This window comes from Streptomyces sp. NPDC058683 (genome assembly GCF_042716195.1).
GTDB lineage: Bacteria > Actinomycetota > Actinomycetes > Streptomycetales > Streptomycetaceae > Streptomyces.
Genome location: NZ_JBHXSK010000004.1, coordinates 1 through 23,221, shown reverse-complemented (window position 1 = coordinate 23,221; position 23,221 = coordinate 1). Strand labels below are relative to the sequence as shown.

General features: G+C 71.3%; 18 protein-coding genes, 1 tRNA gene and 2 pseudogenes. 11 read left to right on the top strand and 10 right to left on the bottom strand.

Going from position 1 to position 23,221, the window contains the following annotated elements; translation table 11 throughout:
- Positions 1-275: 275 nt before the first annotated feature.
- Complete coding sequence (locus tag ACFWXC_RS05565; RefSeq protein WP_384473497.1) at positions 276-1,052, bottom strand: ATP-binding cassette domain-containing protein; 777 nt, start codon at positions 1,050-1,052, stop codon at positions 276-278.
- A 33-nt stretch (positions 1,053-1,085) separates the two neighbouring features.
- Complete coding sequence (locus ACFWXC_RS05560; protein WP_384474166.1) at positions 1,086-2,174, bottom strand: sugar ABC transporter substrate-binding protein; 1,089 nt, start codon at positions 2,172-2,174, stop codon at positions 1,086-1,088.
- Between the two features lie 260 nt (positions 2,175-2,434).
- Between ACFWXC_RS05560 and ACFWXC_RS05555 the strand changes: the two genes are divergently transcribed.
- Positions 2,435-4,837 (top strand): tetratricopeptide repeat protein, encoded by a 2,403-nt coding sequence (locus ACFWXC_RS05555; RefSeq protein ID WP_384473495.1) that lies wholly within the window; start codon positions 2,435-2,437, stop codon positions 4,835-4,837.
- Here ACFWXC_RS05555 and ACFWXC_RS05550 read toward each other — a convergent pair.
- Positions 4,812-6,968 carry a SpoIIE family protein phosphatase gene (locus ACFWXC_RS05550; protein WP_384473492.1) on the bottom strand — a complete coding sequence of 719 codons (2,157 nt, stop codon included), beginning with the start codon at positions 6,966-6,968 and terminating at the stop codon, positions 4,812-4,814. The two genes, ACFWXC_RS05555 and ACFWXC_RS05550, sit on opposite strands and share 26 nt — an antisense overlap.
- 363 nt (positions 6,969-7,331) lie before the next feature.
- Here ACFWXC_RS05550 and sigJ point away from each other — a divergent pair, with 363 nt between their 5' ends.
- Together sigJ and ACFWXC_RS05540 are read left to right on the top strand one after the other, a co-directional pair.
- Positions 7,332-8,288 carry an RNA polymerase sigma factor SigJ gene (gene sigJ, locus ACFWXC_RS05545; RefSeq protein WP_384473490.1) on the top strand — a complete coding sequence of 319 codons (957 nt, stop codon included), beginning with the start codon at positions 7,332-7,334 and terminating at the stop codon, positions 8,286-8,288.
- A 94-nt stretch (positions 8,289-8,382) separates the two neighbouring features.
- Positions 8,383-9,582 (top strand): NAD(P)/FAD-dependent oxidoreductase, encoded by a 1,200-nt coding sequence (locus tag ACFWXC_RS05540; protein ID WP_384473487.1) that lies wholly within the window; start codon positions 8,383-8,385, stop codon positions 9,580-9,582.
- 69 nt (positions 9,583-9,651) lie between these two features.
- On the opposite strand, the pseudogene ACFWXC_RS05535 reads toward ACFWXC_RS05540, so the two are convergent.
- A pseudogene (locus ACFWXC_RS05535) lies at positions 9,652-9,729 on the bottom strand (antibiotic biosynthesis monooxygenase); the annotation flags it as partial.
- Between the two features lie 270 nt (positions 9,730-9,999).
- On the opposite strand from ACFWXC_RS05535, the gene ACFWXC_RS05530 reads away from it, so the two are divergent.
- Positions 10,000-10,419, top strand: coding sequence for a cupin domain-containing protein (locus ACFWXC_RS05530; protein ID WP_384473484.1), 420 nt, complete (start codon positions 10,000-10,002; stop codon positions 10,417-10,419).
- Positions 10,420-10,474: 55 nt separating this feature from the next.
- Positions 10,475-11,584: a mandelate racemase/muconate lactonizing enzyme family protein gene (locus ACFWXC_RS05525; RefSeq protein WP_384473481.1), complete on the top strand. Its 1,110-nt coding sequence runs from the start codon at positions 10,475-10,477 to the stop codon at positions 11,582-11,584.
- Between the two features lie 258 nt (positions 11,585-11,842).
- Here the strand turns inward: ACFWXC_RS05525 and ACFWXC_RS05520 are convergent, their stop codons facing one another.
- The gene (locus ACFWXC_RS05520) at positions 11,843-12,169 is read right to left on the bottom strand and encodes an antibiotic biosynthesis monooxygenase family protein (protein WP_384473478.1); all 327 of its coding nucleotides are present in this window, start codon (positions 12,167-12,169) and stop codon (positions 11,843-11,845) included.
- 181 nt (positions 12,170-12,350) lie between these two features.
- Between ACFWXC_RS05520 and ACFWXC_RS05515 the strand changes: the two genes are divergently transcribed.
- The 5 genes from ACFWXC_RS05515 to ACFWXC_RS05495 all read left to right on the top strand — a co-directional run bounded on the left by ACFWXC_RS05515 (position 12,351) and on the right by ACFWXC_RS05495 (position 19,644).
- On the top strand, positions 12,351-13,832 hold the full coding sequence (locus ACFWXC_RS05515) for an FG-GAP and VCBS repeat-containing protein (protein ID WP_384473475.1): 1,482 nt from the start codon (positions 12,351-12,353) through the stop codon (positions 13,830-13,832).
- Between the two features lie 184 nt (positions 13,833-14,016).
- Positions 14,017-15,510, top strand: coding sequence for an FG-GAP repeat protein (locus tag ACFWXC_RS05510; RefSeq protein ID WP_384473472.1), 1,494 nt, complete (start codon positions 14,017-14,019; stop codon positions 15,508-15,510).
- Between the two features lie 194 nt (positions 15,511-15,704).
- On the top strand, positions 15,705-17,147 hold the full coding sequence (locus ACFWXC_RS05505; protein ID WP_384473469.1) for an FG-GAP-like repeat-containing protein: 1,443 nt from the start codon (positions 15,705-15,707) through the stop codon (positions 17,145-17,147).
- Between the two features lie 2 nt (positions 17,148-17,149).
- Positions 17,150-18,574, top strand: a complete 1,425-nt coding sequence (locus ACFWXC_RS05500; RefSeq protein WP_384473466.1) for an FG-GAP and VCBS repeat-containing protein — start codon at positions 17,150-17,152, stop codon at positions 18,572-18,574.
- Positions 18,575-18,615: 41 nt separating this feature from the next.
- Complete coding sequence (locus ACFWXC_RS05495; protein ID WP_384473463.1) at positions 18,616-19,644, top strand: Yip1 family protein; 1,029 nt, start codon at positions 18,616-18,618, stop codon at positions 19,642-19,644.
- A 96-nt stretch (positions 19,645-19,740) separates the two neighbouring features.
- Here ACFWXC_RS05495 and ACFWXC_RS05490 read toward each other — a convergent pair whose 3' ends face one another.
- The 4 genes from ACFWXC_RS05490 to ACFWXC_RS05475 form a co-directional block, all read right to left on the bottom strand.
- Positions 19,741-20,172 carry a hypothetical protein gene (locus ACFWXC_RS05490; RefSeq protein WP_384473460.1) on the bottom strand — a complete coding sequence of 144 codons (432 nt, stop codon included), beginning with the start codon at positions 20,170-20,172 and terminating at the stop codon, positions 19,741-19,743.
- A 254-nt stretch (positions 20,173-20,426) separates the two neighbouring features.
- A complete protein-coding gene (locus ACFWXC_RS05485; RefSeq protein WP_384473457.1) occupies positions 20,427-20,939 on the bottom strand; it encodes a phosphoribosyltransferase in 513 nt (170 codons plus the stop codon).
- Between the two features lie 10 nt (positions 20,940-20,949).
- Positions 20,950-21,525, bottom strand: a complete 576-nt coding sequence (gene dcd, locus ACFWXC_RS05480; RefSeq protein WP_351709320.1) for a dCTP deaminase — start codon at positions 21,523-21,525, stop codon at positions 20,950-20,952.
- 82 nt (positions 21,526-21,607) lie between these two features.
- Positions 21,608-21,766 (bottom strand): hypothetical protein, encoded by a 159-nt coding sequence (locus ACFWXC_RS05475; protein WP_362577243.1) that lies wholly within the window; start codon positions 21,764-21,766, stop codon positions 21,608-21,610.
- Positions 21,767-22,028: 262 nt separating this feature from the next.
- Between ACFWXC_RS05475 and ACFWXC_RS05470 the strand changes: the two genes are divergently transcribed.
- Positions 22,029-22,102, top strand: a tRNA-Gly gene (locus ACFWXC_RS05470).
- Between the two features lie 90 nt (positions 22,103-22,192).
- Here ACFWXC_RS05470 and ACFWXC_RS05465 read toward each other — a convergent pair.
- Positions 22,193-22,519 (bottom strand): annotated as a pseudogene (locus tag ACFWXC_RS05465) (site-specific integrase); the annotation flags it as partial.
- Between the last annotated feature and the right edge of the window lie 702 nt (positions 22,520-23,221).

Here is a 23,221-nt window from a genome sequence, read left to right as displayed (position 1 = left end):
GGCGTACTTCCGGAACCTGTCGGCAGGTCCCTGGAGTCGCCCGGCAGGTTCCTGGAGACGACCGCCGGGTCCCCGCCGTCCGTCGCTGTCCCGCCGTCCGTCGGCGCTGCGACCGCCGTCTCCATCGCCACCCCCGCCGTCCCCGCCCGAGCCGTCGCCCGGTCCGTCACCTCTGTCGCCCCTCGGGCGCCCGCTTCGCCCAATGCCACCCCGGCCGGTGACGGCCGGGCCCTGCGCGCGTGCGCGGATCCCCGGCCAGAGCCGCCATCTCCCCCTCACGCCCATCGCTCCTCCGGGCCGGTCGTGCCGTGGCGCGCGGAGTGGTCCGTCGCGCCGGTGACGGAGGCGATGATCTGCTCCTGCGAGGTGGTGCCCACGTCGAAGAGGCCGTTGTTGCGGCCGAGGCGCAGCACGGCGACCCGGTCGGCGACGGCCTTGATGTCCCCCATGTTGTGGCTGATGAGAAGCACTCCGGTGCCCCGGTCGCGGAGTTCCTCGATGAGGTCGAGGAACTGGTTGGTCTGTTCGAGGTCGAGGGAGGCGGTGGGTTCGTCGAGCAGCAGCAGCCGGGGCGCGCCGAGGAAGGAGCGGGTGATCGCGACGACCTGCCGCTGCCCGCCGGAGAGCGTGGCGAGCGGCGCCCGTACGTCGGGGATGCGGATGGGCAGGGTCCGCAGCAGTTCACGGGTACGGCGCTCCATCTCGACCTCGTCGAGGACGCCGAAGCGCTGGATCTCCTGACCGAGGAAGAGGTTGCCGACGACATCCAGGTTGGTGCACATCGCGAGGTCCTGGTACACGGTCGCGATGCCCAGGGCCCGGGCGTCGTGGGGGCGCCGGATGTGCACGGGGCGGCCCTCCCACTCGACGACCCCGCTGTCGGGGGGACTGACGCCGGAGATCACCTTGACCAGCGTGGACTTTCCGGCCGCGTTCCCGCCGACCAGGGCGACCACCTCCCCGGCCCGGACCTCCAGCTCGACGTCGACCAGCGCCTGGACGGCGGCGAAGCGCTTGCAGATTCCGCGCAACGCCAGCAGGGGCTGAACCACGCGGCCACCTCCTTCTCCCTGCCCGGGGCACGCTCACGGGGTGAGTCCGGCCTTCTCACAGGCGGACCGGAGCTTGGGGGTGCAGATCTGGTCGATAGTGTAGATACCATCCTTTACCAGAGTGTCCTTGATGGTGCCGACCGTCACCGTGTACGACGGCAGCAGCGTCGCGGGGATGTCCTTGGTGGTCGCGCTGTCGACGGTGCCGGTGGCGATGGACCCCACCGGCTTGCCGCGCCCCAGGGCGACGGCCATCTCGACGGTGGCGTCGACTTCGGCCGGGAAGGACTTGTAGACCGTCATGTACTGCCGGCCCGCGACGATCCGCTGCACGGCCACGAGTTCGGCGTCCTGACCGGTGACCGGGGGCAGCGGCCGGACCGCGGCTGCCTCGAGGGCGGAGATCACGGCACCGGCGAGGCGGTCGTTGGCGGCCAGGACACCGTCGATGCCGTCCGCGCCCAGGGCGGCTATGGCGCCGCTCATGTCGGCGTAGGCGTTCTCGGGCCGCCAGCCGGCGGTGTCGTAGGACTTGCCGATCCGTACCTTGCCCTTGAGGACGGAGAGCGCGCCCTGCTCGAACCAGGCGGTGTTGGGGTCGGACGCGGCGCCGTTCATCAGGACGATCTGGCCGCCGTCCGCCTTCGGGCCCATGGCCTTCAGCAGCGCCTCGCCCTGGAGCCTGCCGATCTCCGCGCCGTCGAAGCTGACGTAACCGGAGATCGGGCCCTGGGCGAGCCGGTCGTAGGCGACGACCGGGATGCCGGCGCGGTGCGCGGCCTCGACCGACGAGCGCAGCGCCTTGGGGTCGATGGCGGAGACGATCACGACGTCCACGCCCCTGGTGATCAGGGCGTCCAGCTGCTGCTGCTGGACGTCCGGGTCGGGCGTGGCGGCGACGGTCGCCGCCGGGCAGTGCGGGCACAGCTCCTTCAGTTTCCGCTCGATGAGCGGCCGGTCGAACTGCCCGTACCGCGAAGCCCCGCTGCCCGGCAGCAGCACGCCGACGCTGAGGCCGTCGCCCCCGCTTCCCCTGCCTCCACCGCTCCAGTCGCTTTCGGCGCAGGTCCCGGTCAGCGCCAGCCCGGTGCCGACCGCGACCGCTGCCGCCGCACGGGACAGGGACCCGCGCTTCGGAAGGCCGACACCGGGACCCTTCTTCGGTTCCTTGTGGCGTTTCGTCGTAACTCGCCCCTTATAGCCGGTTCAGTCCCAGGGTAGCCAAGCAGTCACCCGGCCTCCCCGTGAACACGGAACCGCCGGTGACCGGGCAGGGCGGGCGGGGATGGGCGAAGCCGTCCCCCGGACGGTGGGGATGCTCTACCGTGAAGCACCTCAAAGCGGTCCGAGCCTGGCGGATGCCGGCCGAAGGGGAGCCACGGGTGCACGCAGGTGACGGCCGGACACCGGACTCCGGCAACGACGAACCGGATCCGGACAGCGACGGACCGGATCCGGACGGAGACGACGAACCGGATCCGGACGGCGGTGACGAACCGAATGCGGACGGCGGTGACGTACCGGATCCGGTGAGCGGTGAATCCGGCTTCGCCGGCAGCGTCTCCCCTCCCGATGCCGACGCCTCGCCCCCCGTCGGTGACGGTGACCGGGTTGATTTCGGGTGGAGCACCTTTCTGGGGCCCGTCGTCGGGAAGCTGGTCGTGCAGCACGGGGGGCGGCCCGACCGGGCCGGTCCGTGCACGTTGCCCATGGTGCAGGCCGGCTTCACCGGGCGGGCGGCGGAGCTGGCCGCGCTGGAGGCCCGGCTGCGGGCGCCCGCCGACCCGGCCCCGGACGCGCCGGTCGTCTGCGTCGTCACCGGACTCGGCGGCATGGGCAAGACCGCCCTCGCCCTGAAGGCCGCGCACCGGGCACGCAAAGCGGGCTGGTTCACCGGGGGAGCCCTCTTCCTCGACCTCGCGGGCTACGACGACCACCCGGTCACCCCCACCCAGGCGGTGACGTCGCTGCTGCACGCCCTCTCCGCCGCGGACCTCGACCCCGGCGCCGACCGGGTCGGCCACTTCGGGGAGGAGGGCCGCCAACTCGACGTGTACCGCAGCCACCTCGCCGCGCTCGCCGACGCCGGCCGGCGGGTTCTGCTGGTGCTCGACAACGTCTCGGACTCGGCCCAGGTCTCACCGCTGCTGCCCGCCGGCGGCCTGCACTGCGTCCTGATCACCTCGCGGGAGTGCCACGAGTCCCTGACGGCCGTCGAGTTGCCCCTCGGGCCGCTCAGCCGGGACGAGTCCGTCCGCCTGATCGCCCCGGCGCTGCGCCGGCCCACCGCCGCCGGGGACGAGTGGACGCCCGAGGAGACCGAGGCCGTACGCGAACTGACGCGGCTGTGCTGCCGTATGCCGCTCGCCCTGCGGATAGCCACCGCCCTGCTGCACCGGCGCCGGGTCCGGGACGACCCGCTCGGGTCCCTGGTGGAGGAGCTGAGAGCCGTCGCCGACCGCAGCCGGGTCCTGCGCAGCCGGGGCGTCGACGAATACGGCAGGGTCCTCGCGCTGGCCCCGGTGTTCGACATGTCGTTCCGCCGGCTGCCCCCGGACCGGCGACGCGCGCTGTGCGGGCTGGCCCAGGTGCCCTTCCCGGACTTCAGCACCGAGACGGCGGTGGTGGCCACCGGCCAGGACCGGCCCCTGGCGCTGGAACTCCTCGACGACCTGGTGGGCACCCATCTGGTCACCGGCGAGGGGCGCGGAGGTGAACTCCCCGAGCGCTGGCGCATACACGACCTGGTCCGCGGCTACGCGAGCGCGCTCGCCGCCGAGGACCCCGCGCTCGTCGAGGAGGGACGCGAGGCACGCCGGCGGATACGCCACCACTACCGGACCAGGGCGGAGGCGGCCGCCCGCCATCTGCGGGCGCCCGGCGACGGCCCGCTGCCCGACCTGTTCAAGGGCCGGGCGGAGGCGCTCGGCTGGCTGGACGCCGAACGGGTCAACCTCGTCGCCGCCGCCCAGTGGCCCGACGAACAGGACGGACGCGACGGAGACGACGGACGCGACGGACACGGCGGACGCGACCCGGTCCACACCGTGGAGCTCGCGCTGCACCTCGCCGATTTCCTGCGCGAGCGGCGGTTCTTCGAGGACTGGGTCGCCGTCGGCCGCGCCGCCCGGGACCGGGCGGGCCGCTCGCGCGACCGGCGCATGGAGGCGGCCGTCTGCAACAACCTCGGCAACGCGCTGCTGCGGGCCGACCGGTCCGCCGAGGCCATCGAACCCCTCGTCCACGCCGCGGATCTCTTCCGTGCCCTCGGCGATCCGAACGGCGAGGGCGTGGCGTGGAACAACCTCGGTCTCGCGCAGCGCAGGTCCGGCCGTCTCCACGAGTCCCTCGCCACCCACCGGCAGGCCGGCGAGCGCTTCCGTGCCACCGGTGACCGCTCCCACGAGGGCCGGGCCTGGCACAACCTCGGCCTGGTGCTGGACGGACTGGGCCGGTACGGCGAGGCGGCGGCCGCGTTCCGGCGGGCCTGCGCCCTGCACCACCGGACCGACAACCGCTTCCTGCACGGCGACTCGCTGAACAGCCTCGGCTGCGTGCTGTACGCGGCGGGCCGGACCGAGCCGGCCGTCGCCGCCCTGCGGGAGTCCCTCCGGATCCGCCAGGACTCCGACAACTGGTACGCCCTGGCCCTGACCTGGAACAACCTGGCCCGGGTACTGGACAGCGCCGGCCATGCCGACGAGGCCGGCCCGGCCAGGAACCGCGCCGCCGAAGCGGCCGCCCGCGCCGGGACGGCCACTACGACGTACGGCCACCACCACTGAGCCCCGCACTCCGGCCGGTCCTCGCCGTCGCGGCCGTCCGCAGCAGGAGCACCGCCACGTCGTCGGTGTGGCCGCCGGCCGGCCAGGTGTGGTGGACGAGGCTGTCGATGAGGCGCTCCAGGTCGTGGGCGTCGGCGTGGGCGAGGTGGGCGGCGAGGTCGGCGGTGGCGTGCAGGACGTCGGTGCCGGGGCGTTCGATCAGGCCGTCGGTGTACAGGGCGAGGACGGAGCCGGCCGGGAGCGCGCTGCGGGTGACGGGGTAACGGGCGTCCGGGTCGACACCCAGGGGTGGCCCGGGGGCGACGTCGAGGGGATGGGCCCGGCCGGGCCCGGGACGCAGCAAAGGCGGTGCGTGCCCGGCGCTCGCCAGGGTCAGTACCTGGCCGACGAGGTCCAGGTGGGCGTAGAGACAGGTCACCAGGAGCTCTGAGGAGAGATCGGCGAGCAGCCGGTTGGTGCGGGCGATGACCTGGTCCGGGGCGGCTCCGGTGGTGGCGTGGGCGTGGATGGCGGTGCGGACCTGCCCCATCAGGGCGGCCGCGGCCATGCTGTGGCCCTCCACGTCCCCGATGACGGCCGCCGCGTGGGTGGCGTCGAGGCGCAGCAGGTCGTAGAAGTCGCCGCCGACGTCGATGCCGTGCCCGGACGGCAGATAGCGGGCGGCGACGTCGAGACCGGGCAGGGTGGGCAGGCTCCGGGGCAGCAGCGCCTGCTGGAGCTGGTGGACGAGGTGGTGCTGGGTGTCGTACACCCGGGCCCGGTCCAGGGCCTGGGCGAGCAGGCCGGCCAGCGGGGTGAGGACGGCGCGTTCGTCGGCGGTGAAGGTGTGCGGGCGGTCGTAGGAGAGGATGCAGCAGCCCACCGGACGCCCCGAGATGAGCAGGGGCAGTATGGCCCACGCCTGCTTTCCGCTGATCAGCGGGGCGCGCGGGTAGCTGTGGGAGAGTTCGGCGAGGCTGCCGAAGTAGGCCGGGACGCCGCTGGTCAGGGCCCGGCCGGCGGGGGTGAGGTCGGTGTCGAGGGGGAGGGCGTCGAGGCGTTCGGCGATGTCGGAGGGGTAGCCGTACTGCCCGACGATCCGCAGGCGGCCCGCCTCGGCGATGCTGAGCACCAGCCCCTGGGCGCCGAACGCCGGCAGGATCTGGTCCGCGATCAGCTCGACGAGGTCCTGGGTGGTCACCGTCTCGGTGAGCGCGACGGCCTGGTGGATCAGCTGGTAGAGGCGGCCGGGCGTGGCCGGGGCGGGTTCCGTGCCGACGGGCGCCGCGGCCGCCGTCTCCGCGCCGGGGGTGATGCGCACGCTGATGCCGCTGCGGTCCGGATGCAGCTGGAAGGTCAGCCACCGGTCCGGCGGGCGGCGCGCGCTGAACGACACGGGGGTCCGGCTGACGACCGCCATCCGGTACCGCTCCTCGTACCGCAGGTCGTCCAGCCAGGGCAGGGACTGCCAGGGCCGGGTGCCCAGCAGCAGGTCCGGTTCCCGGCCGAGCAGCCGGGCGGCCGCGGCGGACACGAACGTGACCCGGCCCTCCAGGTCCAGGGCGAGTGCGCCCTCCGGGAGACGGTCCAGGTAGTCGGCGGCGGCCGGCCCGGTCCGGGCGGGGTGGCACGGGCAGTCCACGGGGACGACCCGCGGCTGCTCGGGGAGGGCCGGCAGCACCGGCGAGTCGTCCAGGAACCGGGCCAGCCGGCGGGCGTTCGTGACGATGTGGTGCCGTTCGCGGGCGGTGGCCCGGGCCGGATGGTCGGCGGGCCACATCAGCACCACCCCGCCCCAGCAGCGGCGCACCCCGTGCAGCGGCACCGCGGCGAGCGTGAAGGGGTACGGCAGGACAGCCGCCGTACGCGGATAACGGCGCGCCATCTCGTCCTGGCCGCCGACCCAGACGAGGCGGTGCTCGCGGATCGCGTCGGCCACCGGGACGGGAGCGGTCAGCGCCAGCCGCTGCCACGGCGCGGTGAAGTCGACGGGCAGTCCGCACAGCGCCACCAGGCGCAGCAGCGCGGCCGGCTCCTCGATGAGATACACCCCGCCGATCGCCGCCCCCGTCCGGCACACCATGCCGGCCAGCGCCCCGCCCAGGGCATCGTCGACCGGGAGGTCACCCCTGGGCCGGGCACGGTGCCGCATGACGTCGTCCTCCGGTCGTGTGCCACGGGCGGCACGCGCCGTACCGTCTCGTACCGTCCCCCGCGGTGGGTGACGCGTACCACCCATTCACGACAATATGCATCTACCTCCTCACGGCAACAGTTGCCCGGGTCGCCGACCGGAGGCGGGGACGGGGCGGCCGGACGCGGGGACGGGGCGGCCGGTGGCGGGCGGAGGCGGCCGGACACGGAGGGGGCGATCGGCGGCGGGCGGAGGCGGCCGGGGCAGATGGAGGCGGCCGGAGGCGGCGGGACGCGGAGGGGGCGACCGGTGGCGGGCGGAGGGGGCCGGACGCTGACGGGGTCTCGGACGCCGTGCACCGTGGGGGCTAGGATCCGGGCCATGGCGCAGACCATGAGCGAGGTGGACCGGTTCGAGGCGGCCAGGCCCCGGCTGGCGGCCATCGCCTACCGCCTGCTCGGCTCCGCGAGCGAGGCCGAGGACGTCGTGCAGGAGACGTATCTGCGCTGGCAGGCCGCCGACACCGGCCGTATCGAGGTCCCCGAGGCCTGGCTGACGAAGGTGCTCACCAACCTGTGCCTCAACCAGCTCACCTCGGCCCGCGCCCGGCGCGAGACCTACGTGGGCCAGTGGCTGCCCGAACCGCTGCTCGCCGGGGACCCGATGCTCGGCCCCGCCGACACCGCCGAACGGCGCGAGTCGGTGTCGTACGCCGTCCTGACCCTGCTGGAGCGGCTCACGCCCGGCGAGCGCGCGGTGTACGTGCTGCGGGAGGCCTTCGACTACCCGCACCGGGAGATCGCCCGGATCCTCGACATCACCGAGGCCGCCAGCCAGCAGACCTTCCACCGGGCCAGGAAGCACGTCGCGGCCGGCAAGGCGCGCGCCGAGGTCGACGAGGCCGCCGCCCGGCGGATCATCGAGGAGTTCCTCGTGGCCGCGACCAGTGGCCGGACCGAGCCGCTGGTCCGGCTGCTCACCCAGGACGCCGTCGCGATCGGCGACGGCGGCGGGAAGGTGCCGGCCGGCGCCAAGGGGTTCAAGGGTGCCCTCGCGGTCGCGAGGTTCATGCGGGGCCTGTTCAAACCGGGCCCGGCGCAGCGAGCCCTGGCGGGCGGCTCGGTCGAGATCCATGCCGCGACCGCCAATTGGGGCCCCGCCCTGGTGGCGGTCGTCGACGGCCGGGTCTTCGGCGTCATGTGCCTGGAGATCACCGCCGAGGGCATCGCCGTGTTCCACAACCAGGTCAACCCCGACAAGCTCGAACGCGCGACCCGGCAGTGGGCGGCCACCGGCCACGGCGAACCCCTGCTCCGGCTCTTCTCCGACCCTGTGTGAGCTGCTTCACTCCGCGTTCCTGTCAGGAAACGGCGGGCCGCCCGGTTCAAGGGGCGACTTGCTCGACTTGCCGTTTCCCGACAGGAGCACGGACATGCAGCACCGCATCGTCGTCCTCGGCGCCGGATACTCCGGAGCCATCGCCGCCGGCCGTCTCGCCAGGCGGCTGCACCGCGAAGACGTCGCTCTCACCCTCATCAACGCCGAACCCGACTTCGTCGAACGCGTCCGGATGCACCAGCTCGCGGCCGGCCAGGACCTCAAGCCCCGGCCCTTCACCGAGATGTTCGCGGGCACCGGCGTGGAGTTGAGGCTGGCGAGGGTCACCGCCGTGGACGTCGACCGCAGGACGGTCACCGTCGTCGGCCCCGGGGAGGAGACGGAGGTCCTGGAGTACGACACCCTCGTCTACGCCCTCGGCAGCGCCTGGAACGACCAGGGCGTCCCCGGCACCGCCGAGCACGCCCACCAGATCGCGAGCCGCCCCGGCGCGCTCCGCCTGCGCGAGCGCCTCGCCGGCCTGACGGCGGGACAGTCCGTGCTCGTGGTCGGCGGCGGGCTCACCGGCCTGGAGGCCGTCACCGAGATCGCCGAGGCCCGCCCGGACCTCGCCGTGGCCCTCGCCGCCCGCGGCGGCCTCGGCGACTGGCTCTCGCCCAAGGGCCGCCGGCATCTGCGGAAGGTCCTCGACGGGCTCGGCGTCACCGTGCACGAGCAGACCGCCGTCACCGCCGTGGCGGCCGACCGGGTCACCACCGCCGAGGGCGGGACGATCCCCGCCGCGGTCACGGTGTGGACCACCGGCTTCGCCGTCCACCCGATCGCGCGGGCCACCGCGCTGGAGGTCACCGGCTCCGGTCAGATCGTGGTCGACGGGACCATGCGGTCGGTCTCGCACCCGGACGTGTACGCCGTCGGCGACGCGGCGATGGCGACGGGCCCCGGCGACAAGCCGCTGCGGATGTCGTGCGCCAGCGGTGCCCCGATGGCGTGGCTGGCCGCCGACACCATCGCGGCCCGCCTGACCGGCGGAAAGCTCCCGAAGGTGCCGCTCCGCTACTTCAACCAGTGCATCTCGCTGGGCCGCGGGCAGGGCCTGATCCAGTACGTCACCGCCGACGACCGCGCCGTACGGGCGTCCCTGACGGGCCGCACCGCCGCCCTCTACAAGGAACTGGTCTGCAAGGGCGCCGCCTGGGCCGTCGCCAACCCGACACTCGCCCTCCCGACCCGCTCCCGCCGCACCCTGCCCGAGCCGACCCGGCCGGCCGAGAAGACGGCCACCCCGGCCTGACCCACCCCGTGGGAACGCGGGGCGCGCTGCCGCCGCCCCGCGTCCGCCGGCCCGGCCCGGCCGTCACTCGCCGTCGGCGCCGCCCTGGTGCGCCGTCTTCATCGGCCCCTCCATCCACGCCTGGAAGGACTCCTCGTCCCGCCACCGCCGTACTCGTCCGCCTCTCCACGGACGGAGGCGAAGACGAGCCCGCCTGCGAACCGTCCGAGAGCGGTCGGCGACGCGGTCCCATGACCGGCCGCGACATCAAGAGCACCAAGGGGCAGGAGCGGGACGGCCGGGACTGCACAGCCTTCGGCGGCCGCACCGAAGAGCGCCCGCCGTACTGACCTTCCGTGGTGCGCGGGGGCAGGCGGCAGCATGATGGATTGGAGTGGGTCTGGGTGGTTTTTTCCATCGGTTGGGAGGTCGATAGGGATGAGCATCCACCACATTGATCAGGACGTTTTCAGGGCGGTTCTGCAGCAGGACATCGACTGGCAGCCGTTTCCGGCGTTCCCGCCTGCGGCCCGCCTCGCCGTCATGGTGGGCAAGCCGCAGGAGCCCGAGCCGTACGTGGTCCGGGTCAAGCTGCCCGCCGGCGAGAGGATCATGCCGCACCGCCATCGCGAGGACCGTGTCTACACGGTCATATCCGGTGTCTTCTACGTCGGCCGCGGCGACGAGTTCGACGAGAGCAAGCTGGAGGCGTACCCGCCAGGGACGGTCGTCGTGCTGCCGGGCGGTACCTCCCACTTCCATTGGGCCAAATCCGGCGAGTACGTGACGCAGGTGACCGCGATCGGTCCGATCTCCATGGAATACCTTGATCCCCGGAACGACCCGCGGCAGGCCTGAGGAATTTCCCTGCCTCTGCCACGTCCTTGTGAATTCGGCGGGGTTTGGAGTCGATGTGATCATCGCCGCGATCAAGACCTTTCCGCTGCGCATTCCTTTCAAGCCCGGTCCCCCATCCGAGGCTTCCGCCTGGGGCCCGAAAGACCTGCACGCGGTGGACACACTGCTGACCAGGGTGACTACCGACGAGGGACTGGAGGGTTGGGGCGAATCCTTTGGATTCACCGGTCTCCCGGTGACACGCCGGGCGATCGACGACGTCATCGCGCCGCTGTGCATCGGCCAGGACCCCTCCCAGATCGTCCCGCTCATGCTCGACGTGCAGAAGAAGCTGCATGTCTTCGGGCGCGGGGGGCCTCTGACACACGCCCTGTCGGCGGTGGACATCGCCCTGTGGGACATCGCGGGCAAGATCGCCGGCGTCCCGCTCCATCGGCTTCTGGGCGGTGGCCAGGCCGATCTGCCCTGCTACGCGAGCCTGGACGCCTACGGGCATCCCGACCTCGTCCGCCACGCCGTCCGTCAGTCGGCCGACGCCGGATTCGCCGGCGTCAAGCTGCATGAGAAGCAGTTCTCGGTGATCAGCGCCGCACGCGAGGAAGCCGGACCCGACGTGGACATCATGGTCGACGTGAACTGCGCATGGACGGTGCACGAGGCGTTGGCGAAAGCGGAGGAATTGCTGCCGCTCAAGCTCAAGTGGCTGGAAGAACCGGTCTGGCCGCCGGAAAACTACAGCGGGCTCGCGCAGGTGCGCCGCGCGGGCGTACCGATCGCCGCCGGGGAGAACGTGCCCACTCTCATCGAGTTCGACCGCCTCTTCGGCGCCGGAGCGGTGAACTACGTACAGCCCAGCCCGGCCAAGGTGGGCGGCGTGACGGAGTTGTGCAAGGCCTTCACGCTCGCGTCCGTCCACAACGTCCCGGTCATGCCCCACAGCTTCTACGACGGACCCGGTCTGCTGGCCGCGCTGCACACGGTCGCCGTCATGGGAACCTCCGACTCGATGGTCGAATGGCGCTACTTCGATCTCGAGGCGCAGATCTACGGCGACCAGCTGATTCCGAAACAGGGCCGGGTCGATGTACCGCAGGGTCCTGGGCTGGGCATGGATCCCGACCCGGACGTGATCAGCACCTACCTGAACGCCCAGTTCGCCGCGTAAGGGCTGGTCGTCGGTGACATGAGCTTGCTGTGGCCGGTGTGAACACGGCTCGGATGTACGAGCTGTCGACTCGAAAGGTGTGGCACTGGAAGACCTCAAGACCCCGTCATTGCCGTCGGCGGGGTCTTGAGGCCGGAGCGAGCCGGCGGGGCGCCATCCGATGATCGAGGGCGATGCCCCGCCGTAGGGGCTCTTGCGATCCAGCCTCGATCTTGCACAGGGGGCGAGGCTAAGCGGGATCATTCATACAAGATTGGATCACGCGTTCTTGGGCTCGGCCTGCTGGACGACCTGGAAAGACCACAATGTCGAGCCCGAGGCCGCAGGCTTCGGCTTGTCGTCGCCCTCCCCACCACCCTGGTGCGCTGCCTTCATGGGTCCCTCCATCCACGCCTGGAAAGACTCCTCATCGCGCCACCGCGTGTAGACGAGGTAGTTCTCGGTGCCTTCGACCGGACGGAGAAGCTCGAACCACTCGAACCCGTCGGAGCTCTCCACCGCGTGGGCGCGATGGGCGAACCGCTTCTCCAGCGTCTCCCGCTGCTCGGCCGGCACGGTCAGTACGTTGATCTTGACTACGCTCATGGGCCCATCCTGCACCAGCCGGGACCAACGACCCCGTAAGTCACAGCGGCATCAAAGATTTCACCGAACTTATGTACAACCCTTACTCCCCGGCGCGGGTCTCCTGATCGCCGGACATCCACTGACTCCGGCCGTCCGCCGGAGTGCGGGCGGCCCCCGCATGCCGCAGGAGACGACCCGCATGCACACGTTCCCGCGACTCGCCCTCGCGACGGCCGCCGCGGCCGCGCTGACGGGCGGTCTGCTCACGTTCTCCGCCGTCTCGGCGACCGCCGCGGACTCCTCCAAGGTCGCGCGCGCCGACTTCAACGGCGACGGTATCGGCGACATCGCCACCTCCGCGCCCACCGCCTACGTGAGCGGCCACAAGGGCGCCGGCCAGGTCGTCGCCCTCTACGGCTCCGCCACCGGCGTCACCACCGCCAAGCGCACCACCCTCAGCCAGAACAGCGCCGGCGTCCCCGGCACCGCCGAGGCCGGCGACGGCTTCGGCTACGAGCTGGCGTACGCCGACTTCAACGCCGACGGCTACGACGACCTCGCCGTCTCCTCGCCCTACGAGAAGGTCGGCAGCGACACCAACGGCGGTACCGTCACCCTCCTTTGGGGCTCCAAGAGCGGGCTCACCGGCAAGGGCGTCGACCTCAAGGACCCCTCCCCGAGCGGCCACGACTACTGGGGCCTGAACCTCGCCGCCGGCGACTTCGACGGCGACGGCAAGGCCGATCTCGCCGTCGGCAGCTCCGCCGCCACCCTGTGGGTGCTCAAGGGCGGCATCGCGGCCAACGGCACGCCCGGCGGCCGGTACACCGTCAAGCCGCCGATCGAGCCGGGCAGCGACGCGAACCCGTACGGCCCGATGAACCTCACCGCCGGTGACGTCAACGGCGACGGCCGCACCGACCTGATCGTCGACGGCTACGAGACGAAGACCTCCCGGCACTGGAACACCAACTACTGGCTGCCGGGCACCTCCAGGGGCCTGACCGCGACCGGCGCCAAGGCGCTGAAGAACGGCATCGTCACCGGCATCGGCGACATCAACGGCGACGGCTTCGGCGACATCGTCAGCGGCGCCTCCTGGGACACCGCCACCGACGACGGCACCGCGGTGCCCGACTCCGCCAAGGGCGGCCGGGTGGCTGTCACCTACGGCTCCGCCGCCGGGCCCGCCAAGGCCACCATGTTCAACCAGAACTCCGGGAACGTCCCCGGCACCTCCGAGAAGGGTGACGGCTTCGGCTGGGACCTCGACCTCGGTGACGTCAACGGCGACGGCTGTGCCGACCTGGTCGTCTCCACCCCGAACGAGGACATCGGCAAGAACACCAACACCGGCCAGGTCACCGTCTTCTACGGCGCGAAGACCGGGATCAACATCGCCTCCGGCGCCCAGTCCTTCGCGCAGAGCACGGCCGGCGTCCCCGGCGACGACGAGAAGGCCGACCTCTTCGGCGCCGACGTCAAGCTCGACGACGTCACCGGCGACGGCAGGGCGGACCTGGTCGTCGGCTCGTACGAGAACGGCGGCGACGGCGCGGTCACCTATCTGCCGTCCAACGGCTCGAAGATCACCACGACCGGTTCCCGGGCCCTGGCCGCGAGCAAGCTGGGCGTGTCGACGTCCGGCACCCCGCAGCTCGGCGCCCTCTTCGCCGACTGACCGGCACGCCGGGAGAGCTACTCAGGACGGCGTACGGGCAGGCCCGTCGGTCGTACGACCACGGGCCTGTCCGATCCCGGTCCCTCCCGCTCCCGCACAAAAGTTCCGCACTGTCGCCAGCACCGCCTCCGCGTACCCGCGTACCTCCGGCACCCATGCCGCTGATCTCAGGAGCTCCCGCCCCGTGAACGTTTCCGTGAACGTCCTCGCGAACGGACATCACCGCCGCCGCCTCGCCCTCGCGACGGTCACCGCCGCCGCACTGACCGGTGGTCTGCTGACCCTCTCGGCCCCCGTCGCGTCCGCCGCCACGGCCCACGCCTACAAGGCCGACTTCAACCACGACGGCTACGGCGACGTCGCCTTCGCCGCCCCCTACGCCAAGGTCGGCGGCAAGAACATGGCCGGGTACGTCGCCGTGGTCTACGGCAGCGCCTCCGGACTCAACCCCGCCAAGCGCACGATCGTCAGCCAGAACACCACCGGTGTCCCCGGCACCGCCGAGACCGAGGACTTCTTCGGCCGAGCGCTTGCCGTGGCCGACTTCAACAAGGACGGCTACACCGACCTCGCCGTCGGCGCGCCCGGCGAGGACAACGGCTCGGACTCCGAAGGCGGTTCGGTCACGATCCTGTGGGGTTCGACGAGCGGCCTGAAGAACGGCACGAACGTCAAGGACCCCTCGGCGACCAAGCACGAGGCCTTCGGCTCGGTACTGGCCGCCGGCGACTTCAACGGCGACGGCAAGGCCGACCTGGCGTCCGGCACGGCAGCCTCGTACGCCTACATCGTCAAGGGCGGCTTCACCAAGTCCGGCACCACCGGCGGCGTGCAGAAGGTGCCCACGCCGCAGAAGGCGGAGTTCGGTATCGACGCGCTCGCGGCGGGTGACACCAACGGCGACAAGAAGGCCGACCTCGTCCTCACCTACCGCACCGCGCTCGCCTCGGACCCGTCGGACCATTGGTCCAAGGGCGCCGCCTACCTCGGTGCGTCCACCGGCGTGGTCGCGACCCAGCCGCGCGCGCTGAACGGCGGTACCTCCCTCGCCCTGGGCGACATCGACGGCGACGGCTACGACGAGATCGCCATCGGCAACGTCTTCGCGAAGGAGGACGACCACACCGGCACCCTCGGCGGCCAGGTCGTCGTCATCCGCGGCAGCAGGGGCGGCCCGGTCAACGGCGACGCCCCCATGGCCGAGCTCACCCAGTCCGCCACGGGCGTGCCCGGCACCGACAAGGAGGGCGACGGCTTCGGCGGCGCCGTCTCCATCGGGGACACCAACGGTGACGGCTACGGCGACCTGGCCATCGGCGTCGTCTTCAAGGACATCGGCGCGGCCGAGGACACCGGTCTCGTCGTGCTGATGAACGGCTCGGCCGACGGCGTCTCCCGTACCGGCGCCCGGACCATCTCCCAGAACACCGTCGGTGTCCCCGGCAACGCCGAGTCCATGGACTACTTCGGTTCGGACCTCGTGCTCTCGGACGTCACCAAGGACGGCAAGGCGGACCTGACCGTCGGGGCCTCCTTCGAGGACGAGGGTGTCGGCGCGGTCACCGCCCTGCGCGGCAGCGCCTCCGGCATCACCGCCACGGGTGCCAAGTCCTTCGGCCCGGGCACCTTCGGGCTCTCCCGCACGTACGGCGCGTTCGGTACGGGCCTCACCGGCTGACGCCCCCGGGCGACCCCGGAACCGGCCCTCAGGGGCCGGTTCCGGCGGGATCCCCCAGCTCTGCCGCAATCGACGGCGACGGCAACTTCGGCGTGACCACCGCGAGGTGACGCGCCGCCACCCGACCACGCCTCGTCACCTCATCACCTCGTCACTTCACCACCTCGTCTCTTCACCACCTCACGGGGAAGTCCATGCCCAAGCGCACCACCCTGCTGCTCGCCACGGCCCTCACCACGGGCCTGCTCACCGCCCTGCCCGCCGCCACCGCCTCCGCCGCCCCCTCGGGCCTGGCCGGCGACTTCAACGGCGACGGCTACCGCGACCTCGCGATCGCCGCGCCCGTCGCCAAGATCTCCGGCAAGTCCGGCGCCGGTTACGTGGCGGTCGTCTACGGCACCAAGAACGGCCTCGACACCACCAAGCGCCAGATCGTCAGCCAGGCCACCACCGGCGTCCCCGGCAACCCGGCGTCGTACGACTACTTCGGCGACCGCATGACCAGCGGCGACCTGGACGGCGACGGCTACACCGACCTGGTCGTGGGCGTGCACAGCGAGCCGGTCGGCACGAACGGGGACTCCGGCAACGTGACCGTCCTCTGGGGCGGCGCGAGCGGCCTCAAGGGCGCCAGCAACCTCTCCTCGCCGCTGCCGAGGTACCGCAACGAGCTGGGCTGGGCGCTGGCGGCCGGCGACTTCGACGGCGACGGCCACACCGACCTGGCCGTCGGCAACGTCGCCGCGCCCGAGCTCAACATCTTCCGGGGCCCCATCACCCGCAAGGGCAAGGCGGCCTCCCTCGTCGGCATCGACACCTCCGCCCAGACCGGCATCAACACCGACAAGATCATCGCGGGCGAGGTCAACGGCGACGGCAGGACGGACCTGCTGGTCATGGGCCAGGAGGAGACCGCCTCCGGCGACTACCGCACCCGCAGCGTCCTCTACACGGGTTCCGCCACCGGCACGCTCAAGGCAGGCAAGAAGCTCGCGGGCGGCTACGAGGCGGTCATCGCCGACGTCAACAAGGACGGCTACGGCGACATCGTCACCGGCAACTTCCTGGAGAAGTCGGCCACCGAGCCGAACGGCGGCCTCGGCGGGGCGGTCACGGTGACGTACGGCGCGGCCGGCGGCCTCAGCAGCCGTACGCCGGTCCGGATCACCCAGGACACGGCCGGCGTGCCCGAGAAGAGCGAGAAGAACGACGGCTTCGGCTGGAGCCTGTCCGCCGGGGACGTCAACGGCGACGGTTACGCCGACATCGCCGTCGGCGCCTACGCCGAGACCCTCGGCGCGAAGAAGCAGGCGGGCACGGTCACCGTGCTGCGCGGCTCGGCCTCAGGTCTGACCGGCAGCGGCGCCAAGCTCTTCTCCGAGGACACGACGGCCGTCCCCGGCACCGCCCAGTCCCAGGACTTCTTCGGCTCCGCCGTCCGCCTCACCGACATCAACCGCGACGGCCGCGCGGAGCTGGTCGCGAGTGCCTACGGCGAGAGCCGCGGCGCCGGCGCCGTCTGGCTCTTCAAGTCCACCACCGCCGGTGTCGCGGCAGGCGGCTCCAAGACCTTCACCGGCACCACCCTGGGCGGCCCGTCGGGGACCGCCTACTTCGGCGACGTACTGGAAGGCTGATCATGCGCATGCGTACGGCGGCGACCCTCGCCGCACTCCTGACCGCGGGCCTCGTCCCGCTGGCCGGCACCGCCTCGGCCGCGCCCGCCAAGTACGCGGACGACTTCAACGGCGACGGCTACCACGACCTCGCCACCGCCGCCCCGGACACCACGGTCGGCGGCAAGGCCGACGCCGGCGCCGTGGTCGTCACCTACGGCTCCAAGTCCGGCGTCAAGGCGTCCAGCCGTACCGTCGTCACCCAGAACTCGGCGGGTGTCCCGGGCACGGCCGAGAAGTACGACGCGTTCGGCTCGTCGCTCGCCTTCGGGGACCTCAACCGGGACGGGTACGCCGACCTGGTCGTGGGCTCCGAGGGCGAGGACGGCGAGGCCGGGTCGGTCACGATCGTCTGGGGGAGCAAGAACGGCCTGACCGGCGGCCGTATCGTCGCCGACCCGGCCCGTACCTCCCACACCCGCTTCGGCATGTCCCTGGCGGTCGGCGACTTCACCGCGGACGGCCGGGCGGACCTGGCCGTCGGCAGCACCGGCGCCGACGTGCAGATCTTCCGGGGCACCTTCACCAAGTCCGCCGGGGCCGCGTCCCGCACCTGGGTGGTGCCGTTCATACAGACCGGCAACCTCTACGGCTCCCAGTCCCTGGCCGCCGGCGACATCAACGGCGACGGCGTCGACGACCTGGTGGTCAGCGGCTCGATCCGCTCGGGGAGCGGCGACTACGTCGACGGCCAGCTGGTGTACCTGGGCGCGGAGTCCCGGCCGAAGGCCCTGCGGACGCTGGTGAGCGGCGGCTGGCAGCGTGCGGTCCTCGGCGATGTCAACGGGGACGGCTACGACGACGTCATCACGTCCTACAACACGGTCTACGGCGACAAGGTCGGGCCCGGCACGGTCGCCGTCTACCTGGGCTCCGCGCACGACATCAGCCCCACGCCCCAGGCAGCGCTCACCCAGGACAGCCCCGGCGTCCCGGGCGCCACCCGCGCCCCGGGCAGCGAGTCGTTCGGCGACTCGCTCTCCGTCGGCGACGTCAACGGCGACGGATACGCCGACGTGGCGGTCGGCACGCCCTACGAAGGGGTCGGCGCGGCCTGGCAGACCGGCACGGTCACGCTGCTGCGCGGCTCCGCCGCCGGTCTGACGGGCGCGGGCTCCACCCGCTGGACCCAGAACACGCCCGGGGTACCGGACGTGAACGAGGACAACGACTTCTGGGGCAGCGCCGTCCACCTGGCCGACCTGAACGGCGACGGCAAGGCAGACCTGGCGGTCGGCGCCCGCCACGAGAACGGCGGCCGGGGTGCCGTATGGACCCTGCGCGGCTCTTCGGCGGGCCTGACGACGACGGGCGCGGTCACCTTCGGGGCGACGTCGGTGGGCCTGCCGGGAACGTGGGCGCAGCTGGGGATGGTGTTCGGACAGTGAGGTCCGGGGCCCTCAGGCATCCCCTGAGGGCCCCCTAGGGGATGTCACAGCTCTGCGGCAAAGGCGGGCTCGGACGGCCGAGCCCGCCCCAAGGTTCCCCCGGACCAGGTACGTTCGATGACGTGGCTGGATTCAGGATCGGACGCGGCGGCCGGGACGCCCGTGCCCCGCAAACGCGACCGCAACAACCCGCGTACGGGCAGCAGGCGCCGCCCCAGAGCTTCGGCGGGCAGCCGGCGGGACCGTCGTACGGGTACCCGTCGGCCCCGCAGCCGTACCCGCCGAACGGCGGGGGCGGCGGCTGGCCGCAGGGCCGCGGCGGCTACCCGGGGCAGGGGCAGCCCGGCGGCGACGGCCCGGAGTACTTCGGCGACGACCACGGCTACGGCGGCCAGGGCGCCGGCACCCCCGACCCGTACGCGGCGAACAACCCGGGCCACACCCAGGCGTTCTCGGTCGACGAGGCCGACGGCTACACGCGGGGCGCGACCTACCACGCCGGTTCGGCGGCGCCGTCCGGCCCGGTCGGCCCGCGCCTGCACTGGAAGGACCTGCTGAAGGGGATCGTGCTCTCCCCGAACCAGACGTTCCTCCAGATGCGGGACTACACGATGTGGGGGCCCGCCCTCATCGTGACCTTCCTCTACGGCCTGCTCGCGGTCTTCGGCTTCGACGGCGCCCGCGCGGACGCGATAAGCGCCACCCTCACCAACGCGATCCCGATCGTCCTGACGACGGCGATCGCGATGGTGCTCGCCGCCTTCGTGCTGGGCGTGGTGACCCACACCCTGGCCCGCCAGCTGGGCGGCGACGGGGCCTGGCAGCCGACGGTCGGCCTGTCGATGCTGATCATGTCGATCACCGACGCCCCCCGTCTCCTGTTCGCCATGTTCTTCGGCGGCGACGCGGGCTTCGTGCAGATTCTCGGCTGGGCGACCTGGATCGCGGCCGGCGCCCTCCTCACGCTCATGGTCGGCAAGTCCCACGACCTGCCGTGGCCGAAGGCGCTGGGCGCGTCGGCGATCCAGCTGATCGCCCTGCTGTCGATCGTCAAGCTGGGCACGTTCTAGCCCCACCCGCACATGAGGTTCTTGCCCCACCCGCACATGACAAGGGCCCCCGGCTGCCGAGCCGGGGGCCCTTCCCATGCGCTTCGGCGTCCGGGTTCACCGATCCCCGCTGGTCTCGACATGCGCCCTGGTCAGCGCGAACAGGATCAGGAGGTCGAGTGTCATCACAGGGATGGCCCACAGCGGGTAGTACGGAACGAACATGAACTGGGTGATCAGACTGATCACCGCCGCCGCTACGCCGGCCCCGCGACCCCAGCCCTGGTCCGTCAGCACTCCCATGCCGGCGACGACGAGAACCACTCCGATCACCAGGTGAATCCAGCCCCAAGCGGTCACGTCGAACCGGTAGGCGTACCGGGACGCGGCGAACAGGGTGTCGTGCGCGATGCCGGCCGCGCCCATCAGAATGCTGAGGGGCCCGCTGAGCATCATCACGATCCCGGCGAACGAAGAGGCGCCGGAGAGCATTGCGCCGCTGTCGGGCCCGCCGTGCCCTTGCCGTGCCTTGTTCGGCACCGTTGTCATGGCAGCAGCCTCCCTTCCTGTACGGTGCGGTCACCGACGCACACGTTCCGTGCGAGGCCGACTACGCTCCTCTGACAGGATCACCGCAATCCGTCGGCACCGCGACTGCAACCCGCGTGGCCGTTGCTGCATGGCCGCAGGCGTCGCGAAGGGCGCACCCGTGCCCCGTCGGTGTCAGCCGCTGATGGCGGTCGTCGCACGCATCTTGGGCCGCGGAACGCGAACATCAGCGGTCGGCACTGAACCTGCCTGGCTCAGAGAGCTTCCGTGTTCGCTCTGGGTGTCTCTCCCGACCTGTGTACGGGAGGCAGGACACTCCACGGGAAGTTGATCCAGTCGTCGGTCCGCTTCCACACGTACTCGCACTTCACGAGGGAGTGGGACTTCTCGTAGATCACCGCGGACCGGACCTCGGCGACGGTGTCGAGGCAGAAGTCGCGGACCAGCTTCAGCGTCTTGCCGGTGTCGGCGACGTCGTCGGTGATCAGCACCTTCTTGTCGCTGAAGTCGATGACGTTGGGGACGGGCGCGAGCATGACCGGCATCTCGAGAGTCGTCCCCACCCCGGTGTAGAACTCCACGTTGACCAGGTGCAGGTTCTTGCAGTCGAGGGCGTAGGCGAGCCCGCCGGCGACGAACACGCCACCGCGGGCGATGCTCAGCACTATGTCGGGTTCGAACCCGTCGTCGGCGATGGTCTGGGCGAGCTCGCGCACGGCGACACCGAACCGCTCGTAGGTGAGGTTCTCCCGTACGTCGCTGCTCATGGCCGGCTCCTCACACCTGCGTCCGATGGAAATTGAGGTAGGAGCGGGAGGCGGTGGGTCCGCGCTGCCCCTGGTAACGGGAGCCGTAGCGCTCACTGCCGTAGGGGTGCTCGGTGGGGGAGGAGAGCCGGAACATGCACAGCTGCCCGATCTTCATGCCCGGCCACAGCTTGATGGGGAGGGTCGCGAGATTGGACAGCTCAAGGGTCACGTGCCCGCTGAACCCCGGGTCGATGAACCCGGCGGTGGAGTGCGTGACCAGCCCGAGCCGCCCGAGCGAGGACTTCCCCTCCAGCCGCGAGGCGAGGTCGTCGGGGAGCGAGATGACCTCGTACGTCGACGCGAGGACGAACTCCCCGGGGTGGAGGATGAAGGGCTCGTCGCCTTCCGGTTCCACCAGCCGCGTCAGGTCCGGCTGCTCGACGGAGGGGTCGATGTGCGGGTACCGGTGGTTCTCGAACACCCGGAAGAGGCGGTCCAGCCGCACGTCGATGCTCGACGGCTGCACCATTGATTCGTCGTAGGGATCGATCCGTACCCGCCCGGCGTCGATCTCGGCCCGGATGTCCTTGTCTGAGAGAAGCACGTCCCGAGGATACGCAAGGCGCGCGGACCCACGACAATCGTGACGGTCCACGCGCCTCTGTTACTGCTGTCCTCTTCTGCCGCTAATGCTTCTCAAGGGCGACCGGCACGACGCTGCGCAGCCGGGCGCACTTGGGACACCGGACGAGCCGACCGGGGCCGAGCCGCTCGGCCTGCTGCATCGGGAACGAAGTGGTGCTGAACACGTGCCCTTCGGCACAGCGGACGACGGTGCGTTCCATCAAGTCCCTTCCCCAGGAGCCGCGTCGGGCTTACTGCCGTGACGACGGAAAGCCACATTACGGGATCAAAGGGACGGCTCTCCAGGCGGCACTCCGGCTCACCCGGCCCCTCTCCCACACCTCCACGGTACGCCCCAACTCCGGCCGCCCGCACGCGGATCCCACCCCCTGGAACGCGCCCGGACCCCACGGTCCCAGCACCGGGGGTCCGTCATGAGGTACAGTGAGCGGGCATTCGACACCGACTCCGTCGGCGTCTTACGCGGGTGTAGTTTAATGGTAGAACATCAGCTTCCCAAGCTGAGAGCGCGAGTTCGATTCTCGTCACCCGCTCCAGCAGAAACCCCCAGGTCGTGGACCCGGGGGTTCTTTGTTGTCTAGACCGGCGAGCGGGTGCCGCACCACTAGCGCACCACTAGCGCACCATTAGCCCGCTGACGACCCCTGCCTGTGGTGCGGGCCACCGTTCTTGTGGTGCTTCGCACGCTCGGCCCGCACCATCCCGTCCAGCCCGGCGGCGACCTCCCGTTGCCGGTCGTCGTCGGAGTGCTGGTAGATCATCGCGGCTTTCTCGGACGACTGGCCGGCGCGGACCATCGTGTCCTTGAGGGTGGCGCCCGATCGGGTCGAGAGCGTGTGTCCGGTGTGACGAAGGTCGTAGAAGCGAAAGCTGTCCGGGAGGCCGACGACCTCGCGGGCACGGCGCCACTTCCGTCCGAAGGAGGTGCGCCGGAAGGCCGCTCCCTCACCTCCTGGAGGGGCATGGACGTCGCAGTGTGGGGCACCGGTTTGACTGCTCTAGCAGGTGTATGGTTCGGCAGCTTGTTATCGGCTCGTGCTCAGGACCGGGCATGGCACCGAGAGGAAGCTCGTTTGTGGAGGGAGACCCGGCGCACTGCCTACGGCAACCTTGTTTCCGCAGTGAGGCAGTACAGGGCGCACGTATTGGGACCGCACGCCCGAATTGAAGTGTGGACCAATGAGGTCAACGGCCGTCTCATACCCGGCCTCGGTCCTGACGGGGCTTCGTATCAAGAAGCTATGGAGTCGGCCTACGCAAACGTGCAGCTCATGGCGTAAGAGCAGGAGGCGATCGACCGGGCCTACCTCTTGACCGGCATTGCCCGTCGTGTCGGTGTTGCCCGCTCTGTGCACGGTGCGGGGCCAGTTCCTGAGGACTTGTACGAAAGCCTCCTCGTTGCTGAGTGCTTGTTCATCAACTCGGCCCGGTGTGACCTCGGTCTTCCCGAGATTGGAGGAAGCCCCTTGCCCGTGGAGCTAAGGGAGTTCGACGCCAGACTGCAGCGGGCCTACCACGATCGTGATCCCAACACGAGTGCTTGAGCCTCCACCTGGCAGATGTCTAGCGTCAGATGAGGCTTGACGGTTGTGCGTCGGTTGAGGCTTTCCGGTTCCTAGCCTGTTGTGCGGTTCGTCGTGCCGTAGGCCTTGAAG